At 65.3% G+C, this 22023-nt stretch carries 20 protein-coding genes; 9 read left to right on the forward strand and 11 right to left on the reverse strand.

Annotated elements, in window-relative coordinates:
- Positions 1–321 precede the first annotated feature (321 nt).
- Together M1D40_RS01380 and M1D40_RS01385 are read left to right on the forward strand one after the other, a co-directional pair.
- On the forward strand, positions 322–1275 hold the full coding sequence (locus tag M1D40_RS01380) for a glycosyltransferase family 2 protein (protein ID WP_461169934.1): 954 nt from the start codon (positions 322–324) through the stop codon (positions 1273–1275).
- Positions 1272–2813, forward strand: coding sequence for a polysaccharide pyruvyl transferase family protein (locus tag M1D40_RS01385; protein WP_461169935.1), 1542 nt, complete (start codon positions 1272–1274; stop codon positions 2811–2813). Before M1D40_RS01380 ends, M1D40_RS01385 begins: the two co-directional genes overlap by 4 nt.
- Before the next feature lie 248 nt (positions 2814–3061).
- Here M1D40_RS01385 and M1D40_RS01390 read toward each other — a convergent pair whose 3' ends face one another.
- From M1D40_RS01390 to M1D40_RS01400, 3 genes are all read right to left on the reverse strand, one after another.
- Positions 3062–3907 (reverse strand): hydroxymethylpyrimidine/phosphomethylpyrimidine kinase, encoded by an 846-nt coding sequence (locus tag M1D40_RS01390; RefSeq protein WP_341395382.1) that lies wholly within the window; start codon positions 3905–3907, stop codon positions 3062–3064.
- 101 nt (positions 3908–4008) lie between these two features.
- The gene (locus M1D40_RS01395) at positions 4009–4470 is read right to left on the reverse strand and encodes a hypothetical protein (RefSeq protein ID WP_461169936.1); all 462 of its coding nucleotides are present in this window, start codon (positions 4468–4470) and stop codon (positions 4009–4011) included.
- The gene (locus M1D40_RS01400) at positions 4463–5149 is read right to left on the reverse strand and encodes a TetR family transcriptional regulator (RefSeq protein ID WP_461169937.1); all 687 of its coding nucleotides are present in this window, start codon (positions 5147–5149) and stop codon (positions 4463–4465) included. Before M1D40_RS01400 ends, M1D40_RS01395 begins: the two co-directional genes overlap by 8 nt.
- 249 nt (positions 5150–5398) lie before the next feature.
- Between M1D40_RS01400 and M1D40_RS01405 the strand changes: the two genes are divergently transcribed.
- Together M1D40_RS01405 and M1D40_RS01410 are read left to right on the forward strand one after the other, a co-directional pair.
- On the forward strand, positions 5399–6139 hold the full coding sequence (locus tag M1D40_RS01405; RefSeq protein ID WP_461169938.1) for a queuosine precursor transporter: 741 nt from the start codon (positions 5399–5401) through the stop codon (positions 6137–6139).
- Positions 6140–6494: 355 nt separating this feature from the next.
- On the forward strand, positions 6495–6806 hold the full coding sequence (locus M1D40_RS01410) for a hypothetical protein (RefSeq protein ID WP_461169939.1): 312 nt from the start codon (positions 6495–6497) through the stop codon (positions 6804–6806).
- 230 nt (positions 6807–7036) lie between these two features.
- Here M1D40_RS01410 and tgt read toward each other — a convergent pair whose 3' ends face one another.
- On the reverse strand, positions 7037–8311 hold the full coding sequence (gene tgt / locus M1D40_RS01415; RefSeq protein ID WP_341395387.1) for a tRNA guanosine(34) transglycosylase Tgt: 1275 nt from the start codon (positions 8309–8311) through the stop codon (positions 7037–7039).
- Between the two features lie 179 nt (positions 8312–8490).
- Between tgt and M1D40_RS01420 the strand changes: the two genes are divergently transcribed.
- The gene (locus tag M1D40_RS01420; RefSeq protein ID WP_461169940.1) at positions 8491–9540 is read left to right on the forward strand and encodes an FUSC family protein; all 1050 of its coding nucleotides are present in this window, start codon (positions 8491–8493) and stop codon (positions 9538–9540) included.
- A 61-nt stretch (positions 9541–9601) separates the two neighbouring features.
- Here the strand turns inward: M1D40_RS01420 and M1D40_RS01425 are convergent, their stop codons facing one another.
- On the reverse strand, positions 9602–10474 hold the full coding sequence (locus tag M1D40_RS01425) for a DUF6707 family protein (protein WP_461169941.1): 873 nt from the start codon (positions 10472–10474) through the stop codon (positions 9602–9604).
- A gap of 60 nt (positions 10475–10534) precedes the next feature.
- Complete coding sequence (locus M1D40_RS01430) at positions 10535–11074, reverse strand: NUDIX hydrolase family protein (RefSeq protein WP_341395390.1); 540 nt, start codon at positions 11072–11074, stop codon at positions 10535–10537.
- A gap of 137 nt (positions 11075–11211) precedes the next feature.
- On the opposite strand from M1D40_RS01430, the gene M1D40_RS01435 reads away from it, so the two are divergent.
- Positions 11212–11829 carry a YdeI/OmpD-associated family protein gene (locus M1D40_RS01435; RefSeq protein WP_341395391.1) on the forward strand — a complete coding sequence of 206 codons (618 nt, stop codon included), beginning with the start codon at positions 11212–11214 and terminating at the stop codon, positions 11827–11829.
- Between the two features lie 152 nt (positions 11830–11981).
- Positions 11982–12845: a class II glutamine amidotransferase gene (locus M1D40_RS01440; RefSeq protein ID WP_461169942.1), complete on the forward strand. Its 864-nt coding sequence runs from the start codon at positions 11982–11984 to the stop codon at positions 12843–12845.
- Positions 12846–12910: 65 nt separating this feature from the next.
- Here the strand turns inward: M1D40_RS01440 and M1D40_RS01445 are convergent, their stop codons facing one another.
- On the reverse strand, positions 12911–14029 hold the full coding sequence (locus tag M1D40_RS01445; RefSeq protein ID WP_461169943.1) for a glycoside hydrolase family 76 protein: 1119 nt from the start codon (positions 14027–14029) through the stop codon (positions 12911–12913).
- 191 nt (positions 14030–14220) lie between these two features.
- On the opposite strand from M1D40_RS01445, the gene M1D40_RS01450 reads away from it, so the two are divergent.
- Positions 14221–14994 (forward strand): 3-hydroxyacyl-CoA dehydrogenase, encoded by a 774-nt coding sequence (locus M1D40_RS01450; protein ID WP_461169944.1) that lies wholly within the window; start codon positions 14221–14223, stop codon positions 14992–14994.
- Between the two features lie 127 nt (positions 14995–15121).
- Positions 15122–16306, forward strand: a complete 1185-nt coding sequence (locus M1D40_RS01455; RefSeq protein WP_461170977.1) for an acyl-CoA dehydrogenase family protein — start codon at positions 15122–15124, stop codon at positions 16304–16306.
- A 119-nt stretch (positions 16307–16425) separates the two neighbouring features.
- On the opposite strand, the gene M1D40_RS01460 is transcribed toward M1D40_RS01455, so the two are convergent.
- Genes M1D40_RS01460 through M1D40_RS01475 form a run of 4 tightly spaced genes read right to left on the reverse strand, consistent with a single transcriptional unit; the run spans position 16426 to position 21986 of the window.
- Positions 16426–18396 carry an IucA/IucC family protein gene (locus tag M1D40_RS01460; protein ID WP_461170978.1) on the reverse strand — a complete coding sequence of 657 codons (1971 nt, stop codon included), beginning with the start codon at positions 18394–18396 and terminating at the stop codon, positions 16426–16428.
- Positions 18397–18406: 10 nt separating this feature from the next.
- The gene (locus M1D40_RS01465) at positions 18407–18976 is read right to left on the reverse strand and encodes a GNAT family N-acetyltransferase (protein ID WP_461169945.1); all 570 of its coding nucleotides are present in this window, start codon (positions 18974–18976) and stop codon (positions 18407–18409) included.
- Positions 18973–20511, reverse strand: a complete 1539-nt coding sequence (locus M1D40_RS01470; RefSeq protein WP_461169946.1) for a lysine N(6)-hydroxylase/L-ornithine N(5)-oxygenase family protein — start codon at positions 20509–20511, stop codon at positions 18973–18975. Before M1D40_RS01470 ends, M1D40_RS01465 begins: the two co-directional genes overlap by 4 nt.
- Positions 20508–21986 (reverse strand): pyridoxal phosphate-dependent decarboxylase family protein, encoded by a 1479-nt coding sequence (locus tag M1D40_RS01475; RefSeq protein WP_461170979.1) that lies wholly within the window; start codon positions 21984–21986, stop codon positions 20508–20510. Before M1D40_RS01475 ends, M1D40_RS01470 begins: the two co-directional genes overlap by 4 nt.
- Positions 21987–22023: the final 37 nt, after the last annotated feature.

Here is a 22023-nt window from a genome sequence, read left to right on the forward strand (position 1 = left end):
CCGGAGCCTGGGGCCGGAATCTTTGATCCCGAATCCCACCGACCGAGGCTGGGCAATGAGGTATTGACTAAAGACGAGCTGGGTAGTTCCGCGATTTTTTGGTCAGGAACAATCGGGGCGCTACCTGTACCTTTGTTCCTTCATAAACAGATGTCAACAGTAAAGACGAATCGTTTTATTGGGCATGCTGCAGCGCAGTGCGGCGGCACCTGCCGGCACGGTAATAAGGGCACCAGGGACTCCCGGTATCGTGGGAACTGAAGCGGAGCCAACCCCGGGAGCCAAGTGTCAGCGCCAGTACCACCGTCCGTAGCCGTCATCGTGAGGACCAAGGACCGTCCAAAACTCCTGCAGCGTGCACTCAGGGACATCTTTGCCCAGACCTACAGCGACTTTCGGGTAGTTGTCGTCAATGACGGGGGCCGCCCCGAAGAGGTCCGCTCAGTGCTCGATCTGCTTCCGGAAGCCTCCCGGGCATTGGTCGCGGTGGTGGACCACGAGCAGAGCCGCGGAATGGAAGCAGCGTCCAATGCCGGCATCCGCAGCTGTGACTCCAAGTACATTGCCATTCATGACGACGACGACCTCTGGCACCCTGAATTTCTCCAGCGGACAGTCCACTATTTGGAAAACTGCTCCGACGCGGGGGTTGTCGTTCGGACGAACATACGCTATGAAGAAATCGTCGGGGATGAAATCCGGGAGACCGGTTCTGAACCTTTCTGGGGGGATATTCAGCAAATATCGCTCGGCGAGATGCTGCAGATTAATCGGGCCGTCCCCATTTCCTTCCTCTACCGCCGTTCCCTGCATGAGGAGCTTGGTTACTACGACGAAAGAATGGACGTCTGCGGCGATTGGGAATTCAACATCCGGGTCTTGTCTCGCCAGCCGATCGGGTTCCTCGACGGGGAACCGCTTGCGTTCTGGAGCCAGCGCCCTGCCGCCAGCGGTGCCGACGCGAACAGCATCTTTGACAAGTCGGAGGATCACCGGCGTTTTGACCGCCGTGTCCGGGACGAGTACCTGCGGCAGGACCTGGCCAAGGGCGGTCTGGGAATCCTGCTGGAAGTGAGCCGCCTGATGGAGGACCAGAAAGAGCTGCTGCTGGAGAATCAGCGGCGCATGGACGCGATGCAGGCGCAGCTCAATGATGCCATTGCGCGGTTGGAGGACACGGTTACGCACAGAACGAGTTTCAGCAGCATCCTGCGGCGGGGTAGCGCGGCAGCGTCAGCCCTCCGGGCGGCCCGGCGCGGGAAGCGCCGCGAATGACCGCCCGTATTGCCGTCCTGGCGGACCTTGGACAGGACGTCTACCACGCAGGCGACGAGGCGATGGGGCATGCCGCTGCGGATGAACTGCGCAGCAGGGGGCTGGAAGTGCTGCTGCTTTCCCGGAACCTGGAACAGACGGAGCTGTTGTTTGGCTGCGCTGCAGCAGCAACGCTGCCCTTTCCCTGGCCGCCGGTTGAACGCGAGGCTTACCTGCAGCAGATCCGCAGCCATCTGGACGGCACAGCCGAGCTGCCTGTCGGGGATCCGGCCCGAGCCCTGATCGGCGTGCTGTCGGAGTGCGACGGCGTGGTGGTTGCCGGAGGCGGCAACCTGAACTCGCGGTACGGCTGGCTGCTGTACGAGCGGGCTGCTGTCGTGGCGGTTGCCCGGGCGCTCGGAAAACCGGTGGTCATTTCCGGCCAGACACTCGGCCCGCAGCTGACGGCTCCGGACACCATCGCGTTGGCCGGGATGCTTGAATCGACGGAGCTGAATTCCATGCGGGAGCCGGCATCCCTGCAGCTGGCCCGCAGCCTGGGCGCGGCTGCCGTTGCCGGTTTGGACGATGCTTCCTTCCTGGCGGCTGAAGAACCGGCGATCCACGAACCGGCGATCCACAATCCGACGCTTCATGAACCCGAGCCCGTCGCACCGGCGGGAGCCCGGGCGGAGGCCCTGGCTGAAGGGTTGCCGGAGAACGGCTATGTGGCCGTGACCGTCTCACCTTCGTCCGAGGTGCCCGATGATTTCGCCGCCCGGCTCGGCGAACAGCTGGACGTCCTGTACCGGCAGACCGGATTGCCGGCAGTTTTTATCGCCCATATGGGGATCGGCGCGGACCGCGGCTGGGACATCGACTCGCATGCCGGAATCGCCGCTGCCATGACCACACCGTCCCTGCAGCTGCCGGTCCTCCCGGCGCGGCAGGTTGCTGCGCTGACAGCCGGCGCCTCCCTGGTCTTCACCTCCCGCTACCACCCGGCGGTCTTCGCACTGTCAGCGGGAGTTCCCGTCCTGGGTCTGGCCACGGACACCTACAGCGGAGTCCGGCTTGCCGGGGCTATGGAAAACTGGGGTCTGGCGGACTATGTCCTGCCGCTTCCCGCGCTGCGCGAGGGGCTGCTGGGTCCGGCCCTGGCAGAAACCTGGCAGCGTCGCACTGATATTTCCGCCCATTTGGCAGCGGTACTGCCGTCCCGGTCTGCCTGGAGCAGTTCCTGGTGGGACGCTGTGGCAGCCATTTTTTCGGCGCAGCCGCCGGCACACGGGTCCGTTGCGGACCTGCCGGGGGCACCGCCGTTTGGTGCAAGCGGGCTGTGGCTGGCCGCAGCGCAGCGGTGTGCGGCAGCTTTTTATCCGCGGTCGCGGATGGAGGCACAAGCCAACGTGGAAGAGGACAGGATTCGGTCGTATACGGAACGACAGGGCCATGAACTTGCGGACCTGCAGTCCGAGCACCGGCGCCTGCTCTCCTCACGGACGGTCACGGGCGCCTTGTCCCTGCAACGGGCGTACGCACGGCTCTTTCGGCGCTAGGACACCTGAGGCTTAGCCCGGTGTGCGGCTATCCGGGACTGGCTTGCGTTCAACACGTCAACCCAGCCGCACTGCCGGCCGTACCCAGCCGGCCGGTCAGCCGTACCGCCGGCCGTACCCAGCCGGCCGGTCAGCCGTACCCAGCCGGCCGGTCAGCCGCACCCGCCGCACGGTCAGCGGCGGCGGGTACGGGTCCCGGACTCACGGGTCCCGGAACGAGAGGGATCCCGGAGTGGGAGGTTCCCGGACTAGAGGGCGGGGCCGTTGCCGGCGTTGCCCTGCCACAGGGCGTCGAAGGGTGTGTGCGAGGAGACCCGGTTGCGGATGCCTTCGGTGACGAAGGCCTTGGCGGTCCGGGCAGCAGCCAGCGGGGTGGCACCCTTGGCGAGTTCCGCGGTGATCGCGGCGGCAAGAGTGCAGCCGGCGCCACTGACCGCGACGTCGCCTACCTTGGGCGCCCGGAGCACCTCCATGGTCTCGCCGTCGTAGAACACATCCACGGCGTCATCGCCTTCAAGCCGGACTCCGCCCTTGGCGAGAACCACGGCACCGGAAGCTTCGTGGATGCGGCGGGCAGCTTCCTGCAGGTCCTCCACGCTTTCAATGGCGTCCATTCCAGCCAGAGACATGGACTCGAAGTGGTTGGGGGTAACGAAGGTTGCCAGCGGAAGGATCTGTGCCTTCAGCGCCTGATCGGTGTCCAGTGCAGCACCGGGTTCCTGGCCCTTGCAGATGAGGACCGGGTCCAGGACGATATTCGTCCACGCCTGGCTCTGGAGCGCCTTGGCTACGGTGTCAATGGTGGCAGGGGTGCCCAGCATGCCCAGCTTGACCGTCGTCAGGTCATAAGCGGTCTGGATTGCCTCAAGCTGGTCGCTGATTACCTGGGACTCGACAGGTACGAAACGGTGGTTCCAGTTGTCCTTCGGATCAAATGACACGATGCACGTCAGTGCGGCGATCCCGTAGGTTCCCAGTTCCTGGAACGTTTTCAGGTCGGCCTGGGCGCCGGCACCGCCGGTGGCTTCGGAGCCGGCGATGGTCAGGGTGATTGCCGGAGCAGGGGTTCCGGCGGAGTGTGTGTTAACAGACATGACTCCATCTTCCACCCAAAGCGTTCACCGGTGCCAGCGGAACACCGGCCCACCCGGCACACCGTTTCCGGCCGCGTGAAGGCGCACCCTCTGCGGGCCGGTCAGGGATAGGCGCGCGCAAGGGGCCAAATGGCAGCCCGGCCGGCAGCCATGGACAGGCCAACAGCTGCACCCATGAGCAGCGGCACCATGGCGGACTGCACGATGAGGCCAATGATGAGCCAAGCGATCAGCGTCGGCACCAGGAAGAACGCGAGGACGTGAATGCCCTGGTTCATGACCCGGCGGAGGGACCACCCGAGGATAACGGCAACGGGCAGAGCAGTGAACAGGCCGAGCCCCGCGGCATAAAAGGCGGCGACGATGACGGTCCAGACGTAGCCCCAAAAGTCCCGCGCCGTGCCCCACCCCACTACCGCTGTGGCGATGGAAGCCAGAACCAGGCAGGCAACGGCATAACCGAGGGCGGCAGCCAGCGGCCCGGGAAGCACCCGGCGGGCAGCGCTGCCGGTGTCCGCCGGGGGCAGCGGAAGTGCGACGCCGTCGTCGGCTTTGTCAGTCATCGCGTCTGGCTCCCTGGAATAGGTGGACAACATCTTCCACGATATTGCGCACCACGGGCAGGCGGGAGAGGATGACGAGCTTTGCCGTCAGGGGAGCGACACTGTGTGCGAGCCTGCGGGAGCGGGTCTGTCCGGGTGAGCGGTCGTAGATCCAAAACAGGGTGATGCCCATGTGGACCAGCCATAGCAGTTCGGGCAGGTCATCCCGGATGGCCAGCGGGGGCTGCGGACGCGACACGGTGACGGCCTGCCGGAACAGCGCGATTGATTTCGCCCGCCCGACGCCGTCGTCCGCCGTGTTCCGGCGGCTCCGGCGGTCGGCAGCCGACGACGGCGACGGCGGCATGGCCAGCCGAAGGAAATGCGCCCCAAAGTCGTGATAGGGCTCCAGGATGTCCAAGTGGGCCAGCAGGATGAGCTTGAGGTGTTCGCCCAGGTTGTGTCCTTCGCGCAGCAGCGGCAGGGCACGGGTGCGGTGCTCGTCCTGAAGCTGCCGGTACAGCTCGGCCACGAGTTCATCCTTGGACCGGAAATAGTAATAGGCGTTGCCCACCGATACGCCTGCAGCTTCAGCGATGCTTCGCATGGTGGTTTTGGCGTAGCCCAGCGTGCGGAAGAGCTCGAGCGCTGAATCGATCAGTTGCCGCCTGGTCTGTTCGCTCTTGACCGTGGCGGCCATCAACACTCCTTGTGTTCAGTTGTATGCCCTCAATCTGCCCGGCACGCCCGCAAGTACATCACATTTTTGAACGTGTTCAAAAAGATGATGGTGCAGAGCGGCGGTGATCCTGCAAAGGGGCCGCGGCGGTGTTGCGCTCCGGAACGTGGCAGAATTGACGGCGGCCCTGACAGGCCGCCCGGTGCAGCGGGCACAGTGCTAATACAGCCGGAGACAGCTCAGGCGAACCACTACGAAACGGAACTCTCCATGCACACCTCCACCGGCGTCGATCCGGCGCCCGCCCCGGCCTTTGCGGCCCGTGGCAGCTCGCATTACGACATCATCCTGACGCTCATGTGCGTGGTGATTGTTATTTCCAACATCGGGGCAACCAAAGGTGTGGTGCTCGGGCCAATCTTCGGCGACTTCAGCATCGTCACCGACGGCGGCTTCTTCCTCTTTCCGCTGGCGTACATCCTTGGGGATGTCATCAGCGAGGTGTACGGCTTCAAGGCCGCACGCCGGGCAATCTTCACCGGATTCGCCGTGTCCGCGGCGGCTGCCCTCAGTTTCGCCGTGATTATTGCGCTGCCCGGATTCGATGATGAGTACGGGCAGGCCAAGCAGGCGGCACTGGAACTGGCGCTGGGGCCGGTCTGGCAAATCGTGGTGGCCAGCCTGCTGGGCTTCCTGGCCGGCCAGACACTGAATTCATGGGTGCTGGTGAAGATGAAGGAGCGGTTCCGTGAACGGGCCTTGATCGGCCGGCTCATGGCATCCACCGGTGTCGGAGAGTTCGCGGACACCCTGATTTTCTGTGCCATCGCTGCGCCCGTCATTGGCATAACCGATGCCGGCGGGTTCATTAACTACGTGATCTTCGGATTCGTCTACAAGACCCTCATCGAGTTCTTGTTTGTTCCGGTGACCGCTGTGGTTATCAAGGCCATCAAGAAGCGCGAGCCGAGTTACCAGGCCGCTGCAGCTTCTGCTCCGCCTGCCGGGTAAGGGCCCTGCGGTGGGGCGTTAGGCCTCCTGCCGCCTCTAGCGTCTTTGCTGGCTGTACCGGCTACCGGCTACCGGCTGCTGGCTGTACGGCCTGCTGGCTGTACCGGCTGCTGCGGCCTGCTGGACGGCAGTGTTCCTGTCCGGCAGCGGGAGCGGCTCGCCCGGCACGCGATCTTCCCCGTGCCCTTTTGCACCTGCCCTTTTTGCTCTAGCGTCACATCCATCGCCGTGCGGGCAGCAGGATGCTGCTCAGAGTTGGGCAGGGGCACGGCTGTCGGGAAAGACGCGGTTGAGCGACACGCCTCACGACATAGTTGAGGGGCGCGATTGAGCGCCGCGATTGAGGAGGAACGGCATGCAGGACAACGACAGCAGCAGCAATGACGGCACCCGGAACGATTCCGCGGCGGAAAAACAGAACAATCCCGCGGTAAAAGATCCTGGACAGGACACCGCCGGACGCGATGCCGCTGGCGCGGCAGGTGCCGGGGAAGCTGCCGACAACGAAGGCTTCCATGCCGGTCCTTCAGCTGACGAGGAATCGGCACCCGGCAGCGGGACCGGTGCTGCCTCCGGCGGGCCGGAAGATCCGCCCGAAACGGAACAGAGTCCGGTCGAAGAACAGGACCCGGACCAGAATCCGCCGCTGCCCCGAACTTGGAACTAGGGGCCCGGCCCCGAAGCTGGAACTAGGGGCCCGGCCCCGAAGCTGGAACTAGGGGCCCGGCCCCGAAACCGAACAACCCGAACAGCCCGGCCAGCCCGAGCACATCAGAACGCACGGCCAAGCCCGGCAAGCCCGGCAAGCCCGGCAAGCCCGGCAAGCCCGGCAAGCCCGGCAAGCCCGGCAAGCCCGAGCACATCAGTACGCCCGGCGCCGGCGTCCGGCTCGCTCCGCTACGCCTTCGCGCTGTAGTACTTCCCGAGGGTCTCAGCCTTGAAGTCGAAGAACGTGCCGTTCTCGATGGCGAGCCGGGCATCGTCAACCAGCTTCACGGTGAACCGCTCGTTGTGGATCGACACCAGAGTGGAGGCCACCATTTCCTTCGCGCGGAACAGGTGGTGGATGTAGGCCTTGGTGTAGTGCGCGCAGGCATAGCAGTCGCACCCCTCCACCAGCGGAGTGAAGTCCTTCTTAAACCGCGCGTTGGACAGGTTCAGCCGCCCGTACGGCGTGTAGAACGCCGAGGTCCGGGCAACCCGGGTGGGGGAGACGCAGTCGAAGGTGTCGGCACCGTTTTCGATCGCGGTGAAGATGTCATCCGGCTCTGAAATGCCGAGCAGATGGCGGGGCTTGTCCTCGGGCAGTTCCTCCGTGCACCAACGCACGATGGTTCCGAGGTTCTCCTTCTCCAGCGCTCCGCCTATGCCGAAGCCGTCAAAGTCCATTGATCCCAGATCGCGGGAGGCCTTCCGGCGCAGATCCTCGTACTGTGCGCCCTGCAGCACCCCGAACAGTGCCTGGTACGGCTTGCCGACCCGTTCTTCGGTAAGCCTGCGGTGCTCCGCGATGCAGCGTTCCGCCCACAGACGCGTCCGTTCCAGCGACATCTCCTGGTAGGCGCGCGAATTCATCAGCGTGGTCAGCTCATCGAAGGCGAACATGATGTCCGCTCCGATCTGGTGCTGGACCTGCATGGACACCTCGGGAGTGAAGCGGTGCTTGTCACCGTTGAGGTGGGACTTGAACCACACGCCGTCGTCGTCAATATGCGCGAGGCGTTCCTTGCCTGGCGCGACGGCGTCATCCGCACCGGTGGCGTGGGTGGTGCCGTCCGCGTTCATGTTGATGACCTTCTTAAAACCGGCACCCAGGCTCATGACCTGGAATCCGCCGGAGTCCGTGAAGGTGGGGCCGGACCAGTTCATGAACTTGCCCAGACCGCCGGCCGCGTCCAGGACGTCGGGACCCGGCTGGAGGTACAGGTGGTACGCGTTGGCCAGCAGCGCCTGCGCACCCAGGTCAGCCATCGACTCGGGCAGCACGGCCTTTACCGTGGCCTTGGTTCCTACGGCAATAAAGGCCGGCGTCGCGATCTCTCCGTGCGGCGTGGTGATGGTGCCGGTGCGGCCCTGGAACTCACCGCCGTTGGCCTGCGTCTGCTCAGCTGTTGGGGCAGTGGTTTCGCGCAGGCGCTTACCGAGGGCAAAGGAGAACGTTGAGGAGGACACCCCTCCATTTTGCCTTACCCGCCGACGAGGGAGGTGCGCTGCCGGATTCAGTGCCCGACGTCGTCGGGCGCTGGGATGCGTGCCACATTTTTCCGGAGGCGGTTATCCACGGGAGTACGGTGGAAAGTGCGGTTTTCGGCCGCAGCCTCCTACTGACCTGAAAGGCCGAGCAGCCTGCCTTGAATCACCTGCGCGATATGTTCCGGATCGCACCTGCCCACAATGACCACCAAGTGGCCATCCGGTGCGGACTCGGCGTTGGCGTTCCCCTGCTCCTGCTGCTGGCGTTCGGCCGGGTAGATCTGGCCATTTTCGCCAGCTTCGGCGCCTTCACCGGCATCTACGGCCGCAACGAGCCGCACCGCCAGCGCTTCGGCCACCAATTGCGGGCGGCAGCGCTCATGCTGGCTGTGATTCTTGCCGGCGCCCTGACCTCACGGCTGGACCCCGGCGCCTGGGACATTGTGGCGGGAACGACGGCGGTGGCCGGGCTCGGGACTCTGGCGACCGGATTCTGGCGGCTGCGCCCGGCGGGATCCCTGTTCCACATCTTTGCCTATGCCGCCATTTCGTCAGTACCGAACCAGCCGCCTCTCTGGCAGGCAATGCTGGTAGCTGCAGGCACTGTGCTCTTTTCCCTGGTGCTGGGACTCTCCGGCTGGTTCCTGCGCCGGTACCGCACGCCCTGGGAAAAGCCCGAGCGCCCCCGTTTCACCTCCGCCCAGCGCAGAGCCATTTATGCCGACGCCGGACAGTACGCTCTGGTGGCTGCGATCGCCGGATCCATTGCAACGGCAATGGGCATTGGCCACAACTACTGGGCCATGGTTGCAGCTACCGTGCCGCTGGTGGGGCTGACCGTGCGCAACCGGATTCACCGGGGGCTGCAGCGCATCCTCGGCACCTTCGGGGGACTGCTCCTCACGGCGCTGATCCTGCTGCCGGGGCTGGAGCCGTGGCAGATGGCGGTGGTCATTGCGCTGCTGCAGTTCGGTGCGGAGATGCTCATCGCCCGGCAGTATGCCCTTGCACAGGTTGTGGTCACACCGCTGGCCCTGGTGAGCACCGAACTGGCGCATCCCGGCGACCCGCTGCTGCTGGTTTCCGACCGGGCCGTGGAAACTGTTATCGGTGCGGCGGTCGGCATGACCATGGTTCTGGCTGTTCACCTGCATAACCGGCGCCTCCGCCGGCGCGCAGCTCCGGATCAGTCCGGAGCTGCTGACTAGAGGTCCGGCCTAGGGCCTGACTAGAGGTCCGGCCTGGGGCCAGCCTCAAGACCCGGCCTTCCTACAGGTTTAGGTTGAGTCCGCGAACGGCAATAAGTTCATTGCGGATGCGGCGGTCCAGTTCACTTTCCGACAGCGTCTGGGAACCGCCGTGGGCCCGCAGGTACAGCAGTGCATCGAGGCGCAGGACGCGCCAGTCGCGTTCGCTGTGTTCATCGCCCGCCTCGGCGGAGCGGTGAATCTCGCGGTCGTAGAGGTTGGGTTCGTTTAACTGCCGCTGCAGCATCTCCGCTGCCAGCTTGGCCTTGAGCGGGTCGCTTTCCGCGGCGTCACCAGCCCGGACTGCCTGCGCGTACGCCGCGGAGGTTTCTTCATCTCCGGACTCATGCGTGATGTGGGCGGCCAGCGACAGGGCCGCCTGAATCCAGTTCCACCGGCCGAAGTTTCCGTCGAACGGCAGTCCGGTGATGATGTTGCAGACCTGGAGGGCGTTCTCGGAGTCGTCCAGATCCACATACAGCGTGTGCGCCAGGTCGCGGACGTCCCGCAGGTTGCTTCCGGATTTCACGTTCAGTCCGCGGCTCAGGCGGGCCGAAATTTCCTGGACCTGGCTGTCCCGCGGGTGTGCGGCGGCAGCGGCGGCAACAACCGCTGCGTAGTTTTCCTCTTCAGCCGGAACCACGCGTACAGCATCGGCCGGCGCGCCGGCCGGGGCCGGAGCCTTCACGCGGACGGACGAACCATACGCCAGCCGCAGCGTCATTCCGTCCTCCAGGACCAGATGGACCAGCGCCGGTACACCGAAGTCGTCGTTCTCCACCGAGCTGTCCCGGACCGGAGCCAGCGAGGTGCTTTCGTGCACCGGAATCTGTCCGGGCGCGAGCAGCTCGGCATTGACCCGGAATGTATAAGACTCCGGTTGGCTCTCTGGCATGGCAGGTTCCTTCTCTTCGGACAATCGGCACCCAGTATATAAAGAAGCGGTAACGGGCGTTTAGCGTCCCCAGCTGGCCGAGGCCAGCGCCTGCCGGAGAAGGTCTCCGCGGCCGCCGGCAAACTCGGCGTAGATTTCCGGGCTCAGGGCCTCTTCCGGCGTCAGCCAGGACAGTTCGAGGGCATCCTGCCGGGGATCGCATTCTCCGGTGACGGGGATGAGATAGGCCAGGGCGACGGCGTGCTGGCGTTCGTCGGTCAGCCCGGACTGGGAGGGCGACGGGAAATACTCGGCAACGGCAAACGGCGTCAGCGCCGGCGGCAGCTGCGGAAAGGCCATGGGACCCAGGTCCTTTTCGAGGTGCCGCAGCAGTGCGGCACGGATGGTTTCCCGGTACATGACCCGTCCGGAGACAAAGGTCCGGACCATCTTGCCTTCGTCGGTGGCCTGCAGCAGCAGGCCCACCTCGGTTACGTAGCCCAGCGGGTCGCATCGGACCGGCACCGCTTCCACGTAGACCATGGGAAGGCGCTGCCTCGCCTCACGCAGGTCATCTTCGGAGAGCCAGCCGGGATAGGGATCAGGGGTACGAACACTCATAGCAGTGTTTTACCGCAAAGCGGCGGGGGCACTGAGCCGACGCGCGGCGCTTTGGCCCTCGGCTGAACTGGCCAACCCCTTTCCGGGGCATGTGCCGGGGGTTTCTGAAGCAGGTGCCGGAGGCATACTCTCTGGACATGGCCGGTACCTCGAAGAAGCCTGCAGGGTCCCGGACGGGACCGAAGGCGCCCCTGCCCGAATTGCTGCTCCCGGATGCCGCAGCCTGGCGGAGCTGGCTGGAATCCCACCACGCCGACTCGCCGGGGGTCCTGCTGGTCCTGGGGCGCAAGGGCGGGACCGTCACCGCGTTGTCGTACAACGGGGCGCTGCAGGAGGCCCTGTGCTTCGGCTGGATTGACGGGCAGGCCAACCGCCGCGATGAGGAAAGCTATCTGCAGCGGTTCACCCCGCGGCGTCCGCGCAGTATCTGGAGCCAGCGGAACGTTGGGTTTGTGGCACGGCTGGAAGCGGAAGGGCGGATGCAGCCGGCGGGGCGTGCCGCCGTCGAGCAGGCGAAAGCGGACGGGCGGTGGGACGCTGCCTATGCGGGCCCGGCAGCAGCGCAGGTTCCCGAGGATCTGCTGGCGGCCATCGCGGAAGTGCCCGCAGCGCAGGCCACATACAGCGTCCTGAACGCGCAGAACCGGTACGCCCTGTACTTCCGCCTCAACGCCCTGCGAACCGCTGCGGCCCGGGAACGGAAAATCGCGGACCTGGTCCGGATGTTGGCGGAAGGCCGGACGCCCTATCCTTAGCCTCCGCTGCCGTCGGGGTGACGGAGCCGTACCCTTGCCTTTGCCCGGGAGCCGCGGGACTCTTGAAGGAGTCTGCAGAGTCAGGGAAACCCGCGGCGGGACTGTGGGGCCGCGGCAAATCCGGGAGGTTCAGTATGTGTCGGCTCTTCGGTATGCACGCCGGGCATCATCCCGTTAAGGCCACCTTCTGGCTCCTCACGGCACCGGACAGCCTGGCGCAGCAGAGCCGGCGGGAAGCAGACGGATTCGGGATAGGCGTGTATGACCGCGAGGGCAGGCCCTCAGTGGTGAAGGCACCCATTGCGGCGTATGAGGACAAGGCATTCGCGGCCGAGGCCAGGGACGTCGAGAGCATCACGTTCATCGCCCATGTGCGGTACGCCAGTACCGGCGGCGACGTGAAAACCAACACCCACCCTTTTGAGCAGGACAACCGCCTTCTGGCCCACAACGGCGTGGTGGAGGATCTGGATTTGCTCGACTCCCGCCTGCAGCAGCTGGGTGTGATGGACCTGGTGAAGGGCGACACGGATTCCGAGCGGGTTTTTGCGCTGATTACTGCAGAAATCCGCACCAACGGCGGTGACGTTGGTGCAGCCATAGCCTCCGCACTGGGGTGGGTTGCTGAGAATTGCCGGCTGTTCGCGGTCAACATCATCCTGACCGATGCTGCCAATCTGTGGGCAGTGCGGTACCCGGACACCCATCCCCTCTACGTGCTGGAGCTCGGCGAGGAGGATCAGCACAGCGGGATGAAGACTCAGCGGATCAGTGTCACGAGCCAGCAGTTGAGTGATGAGCGGCGGGCCGCGGTGTTGCTGGCCACCGAAAGAATGGACGACAATCCGAACTGGCGGCTAATGGATCCCGGAGAAATCCTGCACGTGACTCCCGCGCTGGAAGTGAAGAGCAGCCACCCCCTGCCGCCGTCGCCGCGCCATCGGCTCACTCTCGCTGACCTCGACGAGCGTGCCGCGAGCTCGCAAAGCCCCCAAAGCGCCGGCAGCACGGCCTAGGCAGCACCGCCTAGCAGCGCGGCCTAGGCGCAGAGCGCGTCACTGCAGCCTGAGCAAGCCTGATGTCAGCCGAGCCCGCGCCGGACCCGGGCCGCCGCTTCCAGAATCATCCACGCCGAAAGCTGGGTGGAGAGGCCGACGCCGGTGCCCGCCGGGTAATGCTGTTCCGCCGGTTCCAGTGGATGCGGGGAAAAGACGGTCCGCTCTCCGCGCTTGGTTCGTCCGGCCCACAGATCCCGGGCCGTTGCGCCGACGAGTTCTGCTGCCTCCTCGCGCTGCGGCGGAGCAAGGGTTGGTGAGACTGCAGCCAAGGCCAAGTAGCGGCAGAGGATGCCCGTGAACAGCCCTGCGTCGCCGGTGCCGTGCGTGATCAGCACAGCAGTGCCCGGATGGGTCAGCTCCGTCCGGACAGCTCCCACCAGCTCTGCCGCCCGGGCCAGGTTCGCCGGCCCGCCAAGTTCCAGCAGGGCGCCGAGGACGGGACCCTGGTTGTAGGTGAAGACGGCTCGTTCCATGACCGGTTCCCCGGAAACTGCCGGCTTGATGCCGTCTAGGTAGAGGCCGCTGCCGTCAAGGAGTACGGAGTTCAACCAATCAACCAGTGACTGGGCCCGCTCACGCTCGCCGCTTCGTGCGAAGTGCAGGGCGGCCGGTGCCGTGGCGGGAGTGTTCTTGAAGGAGCGCCGCCGGTTCCAATACAGCCCGCCGCCCAGGTCCATGGTGTGTGCGGATCTCAGGGCCTCCGTGAGTGATGCCAGCATGCGCGGATGCGGCCGCGGTTTCACCGGCCCGGCAGGGTCCTCCTGGTTTTGGTTCCGGACGGGGCGGACGGGCACGAGGGTGTCCAGCCGCCCCACTGCCAGCGCCAGCCAGGCCATGTCGTCGAAGTACCAGTTGGTGGCCCGCAGCTCGTTCCGCAGCCGAATGCTGCGCACCAGCCGATGGGCCTGGCCGAGCGCGTCGGGAGCACCGCGCAGTGCGGCATCCACCAGCGCATCCACGTAGTGCGCCTGCCACCAGTAGTGCCAGGGGCCGGGCAGCAGACTCCGGCGCCGTGGACTCTCGACGGCTGCCAGGGCAGTGCCCGGGAGGCCGAGCAGCGGACGGGTGAAGGCCGCCGTAACGGAAGCGGCGGCGTCGTCGGCGCGGGCCTGGATCTCGTGCAGCGGTTCCTCGGGAAGCATGCGCACCACCCTAGACCTCTCCGTGCCGTCATTACAGCGGCGGTGTTGTGTTCGGGCCAGGAAGCGGGGCCGGCACCCTTCTTCCGGCAGGGAGGGCGCGGGGTGCCGGGCGAAGATGCAGTGTGCGGCGGATCACAGTAGGCTCGTCATGCCGCCGCAGGGGCGGCAGCAACTTTACGCAGGAGAATGCAGTGGATATTTCAGGGGCATCGGCACTCGTTACCGGAGGTGCCTCCGGGCTCGGGCGGGCTACTGCCCGCAGATTGTACGACGCCGGCGCATCAGTGATCCTTGTGGATCTTCCGTCTTCCGGCGGGCTGGCTTACGCCGCCGAACTGGGAGACAACGCGCATTTTGTTCCCGGTGATGTCACCAACGCAGATCAGATGGCTGCAGCGGTGGAGGCGGCAATGAATGCCGGCCCGCTGCGCGTGGCCGTGAACTGTGCGGGCATCGCCACCCCCGGGAAGGTGCTGGGCCGCAACGGAGTGCTGCCGCTGGAGGACTTTGCCCGTGTCATTCAGGTGAATCTCATCGGTACCTTCAACGTCAGTCGGCTGGCGGCGCAGGCCATGGCCGAGACGGAGCCGGTGGAAACCGGCGGAACGTCCGAACGCGGAGTCATCATCAATACCGCGTCCGTCGCCGCTTTCGACGGCCAGATCGGGCAGCCTGCCTACTCGGCATCCAAGGGCGGCGTCGCTTCGATGACGCTGCCGCTGGCCCGGGAGCTGGCGCGGCACCTGATCCGCGTGGTGACCATCGCGCCCGGAATCTTCGAAACACCCATGATGGCCGGTCTTCCGCAGGATGCCCAGGACTCACTGGCCAGCCAGGTGCCCCATCCCTCCCGGCTGGGACGGCCGGACGAGTACGCCGCTCTGGCCGTGCACATCATCGAAAACCAGATGCTCAACGGCGAAACCATCCGGCTGGACGGCGCTATCCGGATGGGACCGCGCTGACGTGGCTTCCGATCTTTCGGAGGCTCCGGCAGCTCCTGAGGCTCCTGGCACACCGGCAGCTCCTGACACGCCGGCAGCCCCGGGGCCTACCGCACCCCCGGCCGCCGCTGCATCCCCTGAGGCTGCCCTGAACCTGCCGGATGCCGACTTTTATGCCTTCGAAGACCTGCTCAGCGCCCGGGAACAGCAGAAGCTTGCCGAGCTGCGGACTTTTCTGGCGGAAGAAGTCGCCCCGCATGCCGCCCGGTGGTGGCGGGATGCGTACTTCCCGTCCGAAATCCTGCCCAAGCTGGCCGCACTGGAGCTGTCCACGCCCGTGCAGCAGGGTTACAGCCCGCTGTTTGCCGGGCTGGTCATCGCCGAAATGACCAGGACTGATACGTCCATTGCAACGTTCTTCATGGTCCACCATGACCTCTTCGTGGAAGCCCTGCACGCGTTCGGGTCGGAGGACCAGAAGGACCGCTTGCTCACCGATGCGCTGTCGCTGCGGATTACCGGCGCCTTCGCTTTGACCGAGCCGGAGCACGGTTCCGACGTCGCCGGGGGCATGGAAACCACGGCTGTCCGGGACGGGGATTCCTGGCTCCTCAACGGCAGCAAGCGGTGGATCGGCAACGGGACGTTCTGCGACTACATGCTGCTGTGGGCCCGTGAACCGGAGAGCGGGAAGGTCCGCGGGTTCCTTCTGGACGCCTCGCTGCCGGGTGTGCAGCGGCGCAGGATCGAAAATAAAACGGCATTGCGCACCGTGCAGAACGCAGACATCACCCTGACGGATGTCCGCGTTTCCGAAGCGGACCGGCTCGCCGGCATCGACAGCTTCGAGGACATCAAGCACCTGCTCCGCGGATCCCGGATCATGGTGGGCTGGCAGGCGGTTGGCGCCCAGCTGGCCGCCGTCGACATCGCCCGTGCCTACGCTGTGGAACGGCAGCAGTTTGGCCGTCCTTTGGCATCGTTCCAGCTCATTACGGAACAGTTGGTGCGGATGCTGGGCAACACCGTGGCGAGCACGGGCATGCTCGCCAGGGTCGCGGAGCTGGAACGCGGCGGTTATCCCTCGGCAGCCGGCCGGCGTTCCTCGGACGGAATGGCTCAGGCCGCCCTGGCCAAGTCTTATGCGAGCCGCAAGATGCGCGAGACAGTGGCTTTGGGCCGCAGCATCCTCGGCGGCAACGGAATCGTGACCGATTACCGCATGGCCAAGGTCTTTGCCGATGCCGAAGCCATCTACACCTATGAGGGTTCGTACGAAATCAATTCCCTCATTGTCGGCCGGGACATCACCGGAATTTCGGCGCTGCGTTAGGTCCGCGGTACCCGCCCTCACCGTGAAGCGCCGCCCGCCCTGCGACGGAGGGTTCCCGCGGCGCGGCTTCCCGAGAAGGTGCCGCCCTCCCGGGAAAGGGGAGGGCGGCGGCGGTGGCGTCAGCGCCGGAACTGCGCCAGCGGATTGGCAAGGCGGCCGGAGAACTGAAGTCCGCCGGAGGGGTCGCTCAGGTCCAGCATCTGCTGGTTGTTGCGCAGCTGCAGGCGGTTCAGGCAGGACAGTACAAAATCTCCGGTGAACAGGTCGTGGGCGGCGAACTCGTCAGCCAGTTCCGGATGGGCGTCCTGGTATCGGTGCACCACCGACGCCACCGTTTCCCAGAACTGCCGGGTTTCCAGCTGCCCGTCTTCCTCCAGCAACGCCGCCAGGAACCGGAAGATGCAGTCGAACACATCGGTGAAAATGGACAGGATCTTGTCCTCCTGAGGGATTTCGATCCGCACCCTCGCACAGTTCTCGGGCAGCGGGGTGCGGTCACCCGTCACCACTATTTCCTCGGCGATGTCCTTCATGATCGTCCGCTGCACCGCTCCGTCCCGGAGCACCAGGATCAGGTTCTCGCCGTGCGGCATGTAGGCAAGTTCATAGGCGTAAAAGCAGTGCAGCAGCGGCACGAGGTACGCCTGAAGGTACTGTTCGAGCCAGGTCCGAGCACTGAGACCGGACCGCTCGATGAGCGCTGAAACCATCGGCCGGCCGGCCGCATCGGTGTGCAGCAGCGACGCCATGGTTGCCAGCTGTTCACCGCTGTCCAGCCGGGGGAGCGGACTTTCCCTCCACAGGGCGGAGAGCATCTTGCGGTAGGGCGATCCCTTGGGTGCGCCGGCTTCAAAGTAACGGTTGGTGTAGCCGACGGCGGCGCTTTCCCGCAGGATGCTGAATCCGGCTGCCTGCAGGGTTTCATCGCTGCGGACCAGTTTGTCCAGCCAGTCGTTGATGTCCGGGGTGGCGAGCATGTATTCGGGGGAGAGTCCGCGCATGAAACCCATGTTGACCACGGACAGGGCTGTTTTCACATAGCAGCGGTCGGGACGGGCCCGGTTGAAGAATGTCCGGATGGACTGCTGCGCCTGATACACATCGGATCCGGAACCCAGCCGGATCAGATGCCCCTGGGCAATCTCTGCGGCAAAGGTGACGGCGAGCTTGTTGGTCCACTGCCACGGGTGCACAGGCATGTAGAGGTAGTCAGCGGGGCTGGCTCCGCGGTCCGCGAGTGCGGCATCGAAGCCGGCGAGGACAGCTGCTCCCAGCTCGCCCTCGAGATGTGTGCGGTAGTCCAGTCCGGGCAGGGAAGTGAAGACGGCACGGTCGCGGCGGACGGCTATCCATTCCAGGTGCACCGGCGCTCCGGCTTCCGGCGCGTAGGCCAAATAGTCATCCGAACCGAAGCCCAGGCGTCCGTTGTTGGCGACGAAGCAGGGATGGCCCTCGGTCATGGACTGTTCCACGGCCTGGAAGTCTGCGGCCGGGTCTGCGCCTTCGGTTACGCCGCGGGCCAGAGTCGCCGACGACGGCGCGGCGGGCGAGTTCTTGAAGGCGTGCGAGGCCAGTGTGCTGCTGATCTCCTCCAAATAGACGGGAAGCATCTGCTCGTTGATTCCCAGTGTTTCCGAGAACTCGGTGACGAATACCAGGGCGTCCAGTGCGGTTTCGGTTCCGCCGGCAAACCGGTGAATGCTCGTGCCGGGAATGGACCAGTGATCTAGTTCGAGCAGCCGGGCGCTGAAACGGTACTCGGCTGCGCCGTCGTCGGACACCAGACGGTAATCAGCGGTTTCCTTTGCCGTTGCAGCCGTTGCAGCCGTTGCAGCCGCAGCTGTAGTGATCGGTTCCGGAGTGAAGATGCGTTCATGGGAAAACTCAGCCAGGGCCTTGCGGATCACGTGCCGGTTTGCAGCTTCCCACCGGTCCGGTGTCAGGTGGGCCGTCGTTGCACGGTCCGGCGCAGCGGAGGCGGCGGCCGGGGAAGGAACGGCGCTTGAAGGAACGGTGTCTGAAGGAACGGTGTCTGAAGGAACTGCGCTGGAAGGAACGGCATCTGAACCAGCGGTATGGGAAAAAATCATGGTCACGGGATTACTCCTGAATGGTGGCGGCGGACGGCGAAGAAGCGGGAGCATCCGGCATGCCGCCGGTTCGCACGTAGTCGGCCCTGGTGCAGAAACTCAGCAGGGCGTCCTTGTCCGGAAGGGAGATGGTGCCGGCGGGCACGAAACCCATTCGGGCATTCAGCGCGGCGATCTTGGTGTTGCGGACGTCCGGTTCCACGACAATCCGCTCGGTGTGTTGATCTGCGAAGAGGAAGTCCAGGACCGACCGGAACACGGCAGTGGTGAATCCGGACCGGGGACGTTCAGCAGGGCCCACGAGCAGGTGCATTCCGGTGTCGCCGGGCTGGACGGAGTAGTGGCCCGCCAGCGGTGAGTGCTCCGGCGCGTAGGACTCGGTTAGAAACGCCGGAGTGCCGTCCTCCAGACCCAGCCAGGCATGGTGGTGCGGGTCGGCGGCTATTCGCGCGTATTCGGTTTCCACATCGGACCGGGAAGCGTTGAGCATGCCCCAGAAACGGGCATAGTCGCGGCTCATCCAGCCGTGCAGCAGCGGGGAATCGCGGACGGCGTCCACGGGAACGATGGTGAAGTTCATGCTGATATCCGATCGCCGTCGGGCAGCAGCGACTCGGGGAGGGCGCCCTCAGGTGCCGCGTCCCGGGCAGCGGGCGGTGCTGAGGTCCGGGCCGGCCCGGTCGCCGCAGCGTCCTCCGGCTCAACACCGAACTCCTGGAACGCAATGGCGCGTTCCACCCGGTAGTGCTCGCGGCCCAGCATTTCGCGGATGATCACCGAATTGCGGTAGGCCGCCATGCCCAGATCAGGGGTGACGAAACCGTGGGTGTGCAGTTCCGCGTTCTGGACGAAGATCTCACCGTGCGTGGTGCCGATCCCGTAGTTTCGGTCCACATCGAACCGGCCGGCCCGGTCGCGGCGGATGCGCTCGCCGATTCCGGCCAGGAACTCCGGCTCCCGGTAGGCATACCCGGTCCCGAGGACCACGGCGTCGGTCTCCAGGAGGAGTGTCCGGTCCTGCTCGTCGTGATGCAGTGCCAGGGTGTGCCGGCCGGCTTCCGGATCGTACCGTGCTTCCTGCAGCTCCATGTGGGTCAACAGCCGGGTTCGGGGTTTCCTGTCCAGGCTCTGCGCGTACAGGGTGTCGTAGATGTGGTTGATCAGCTCCGAATCGATGCCCTTGTACAGGTTCTTTTGGCCGGCCACGAGAGTGTCACGGGTAGTTTCGGGCAGGGCATGGAAATAGTCCACGTACTCCGGTGATGTCATCTCGAGGGTCAGCTTGGTGTATTCCAGCGGGAAGAAACGGCCGGAACGCGTGACCCAGTTCAGCTCATACCCGTGTACCGGCAGATCCTGCAGGAGATCAAGGTAAATCTCTGCAGCGCTTTGGCCGCTGCCGACCACAGTGATGCTGGAGCTGGACTGCAGCTCGGCTTTGCGGGCCAAGTAGTCCGAGTTGTGCAGCACCAGGCCGCCGGCCCCCATGATTTCCCGGGCTGCCGCAGGCACATGCGGCGAGGTGCCGGTGCCCAGGACCAGACGGCGGCCCAACCGCACCTGTTTGCCGCCGGGGCCGTCGGTAAGCACGGAGTACACGCCGTCGTCGTACCGCACCTCCGTGACGCGCTCGCCGAAGTGCACGTTGGGCAGTGCGTCTGCGACCCACTGGCAGTAGGCGTTGAACTCGGCCCGCAGCGGATAGAAATTCTCCCGGATGTAGAAGCGGTAGAGCCGGCCCGTCTCCTTCAGGAAGTTCAGGAAGGAGTAGGGGGAGGTGGGGTCGGCCAGCGTCACCAAATCCGCCATAAACGGGACCTGAAGGTGCGCGGAGTCCAGCATCATGCCCGGGTGCCAGTCAAAGCCCGGGCGCTGGTCAACAAACACGAGGTCCAGATCGGGAATGGGCTCGGCGAGTGCGGCGAGACCGAGGTTAAAGGGCCCGACGCCGATGCCCACGGCGTCATGCACGTGTCCCGGCCGCGGAGGGCCGGCGGCATCGGATGCGGCAACGGTGTCGGTCGCGGCAGGAGCGCCGGAGGCGGCGGGACGGCCGGACGCAGCGGCACCGTCGCCGGCACCGTTGCGGTTTTCGGTCACAGGGGAGGGCTTCATGCGGCTGCTCCTGCCAGGTAGGCGTCTCCGGCAGAGCGGATCAGGGTGAGGATTTCCCGAACATCGTCCACAGTGGTTTCGGCGTTCAGCAGCGTGAATTTAAGGTAGTGGCGGCCGGCCACCGTAGTTCCTGCAATCACTGCCTCTCCCGAGGCAAAGATTTCCTTCCTGATGTGCCGGTTGAGGGCGTCGGACTTATCGTCATCCACGCCGGGGGGAAGGTAGCGGAAGACAAGGGTGCTGAGCTGAGCAGGTGCGGCAAGGTCGAAGTCTGGATCATCGGCGAGCACGGCGGAAACCTCCGCAGCCAGATCCACGGCGGCGTCGAGAAGGAGCCCGATGCCGTCGGCGCCCATGAGCCGCAGTGTGAGCCAGAGCTTGAGCGCGTCGAAACGCCGGGTGGTCTGAAGACTCTTGTCGACTTGGTTCGGAACCCGTTCCCGCGCTGCACTTTCCGGGTTGAGGTAGTCCGAGTAGAGGGTCACATGTCCAAGCGAGGCCGCGTTCCGAACCAGCAGTGCACTGGAAGAGACCGGCTGGAAAAAGGTCTTGTGGTAATCGACGGTGACTGAATCCGCGGCCTCGATTCCCTCCAGCAGATGCCGGTACCGCAGTGAGGTGATGAGCCCTCCGCCGTACGCGGCATCCACGTGCAGCCAGGCCCCGTGCTCACGGGCCAGGGCGGCAACGGCGGCAAGCGGATCAATGCTGCCGAAGTCTGTGGTTCCGGCAGTGGCAACGATGGCCATGGGCGTTTCGCCGCGGCCGGTGCTTTCCGCCAGGGCTGTGCGAAGAGCGGCCGGATCCATCCTTCGGTGAGAATCGCAGGGAATGGGCACGACGGCGTCGTACCCCAGTCCCAGGAGTGACGCGGACTTGGAAATACTGAAGTGGCTGGCTTCCGAGGTGAAGATGCGCAGGCCGTCCAGCAGTGCCGGGAGCCGCCGGCCGTCATGCCGCGGGTCGAGCCGCAGCTCCTCGACCGCGTGGTTGCGTGCAATCAGCAGACCCTGCAGGTTGGAGGCGGTGCCGCCGCTGGTGAAAACGCCGTCGGCGCCTGCGCCGAGTCCGAGCCGCTCTGCCGTCCAGTTGATGAGCCGGCGTTCGATCAGTGTGGCCCCGGCGCTTTGGTCCCAGGTGTCGAGGGAAGAATTCACTGCGGAGAGGATCGCTTCGCCGACCAGCGCCGGGATCACCACCGGGCAATTCAGATGGGCGGCGTACTTCGTGTCGTGGAAGTACACCGCATCACGCAGATACACGCCCGCCAGTTCCTCCAGCGCTGCAGCGGTATCCGGCAGCGGCGACTCAAGGTCAACACTGTCCACGGCCGGCAGCAGCCGGGCCGGCGGAATTCCGGTGAATGGCCGGGTGGTCCCGGCAACCGTCTTCGCTACCAGGTCCACGCCCTGCATGACGTCGGCCCTGTAGCGTCCGGTGGTGTGAGCGTTGAACAGCTGGCTCGCGGCTGCCATTTCCAGTTCTGCCTGTGAGGCCAGGTCAGAGCGCTCT

The sequence above is a fragment of the Arthrobacter sp. Z1-15 genome, from assembly GCF_054792395.1.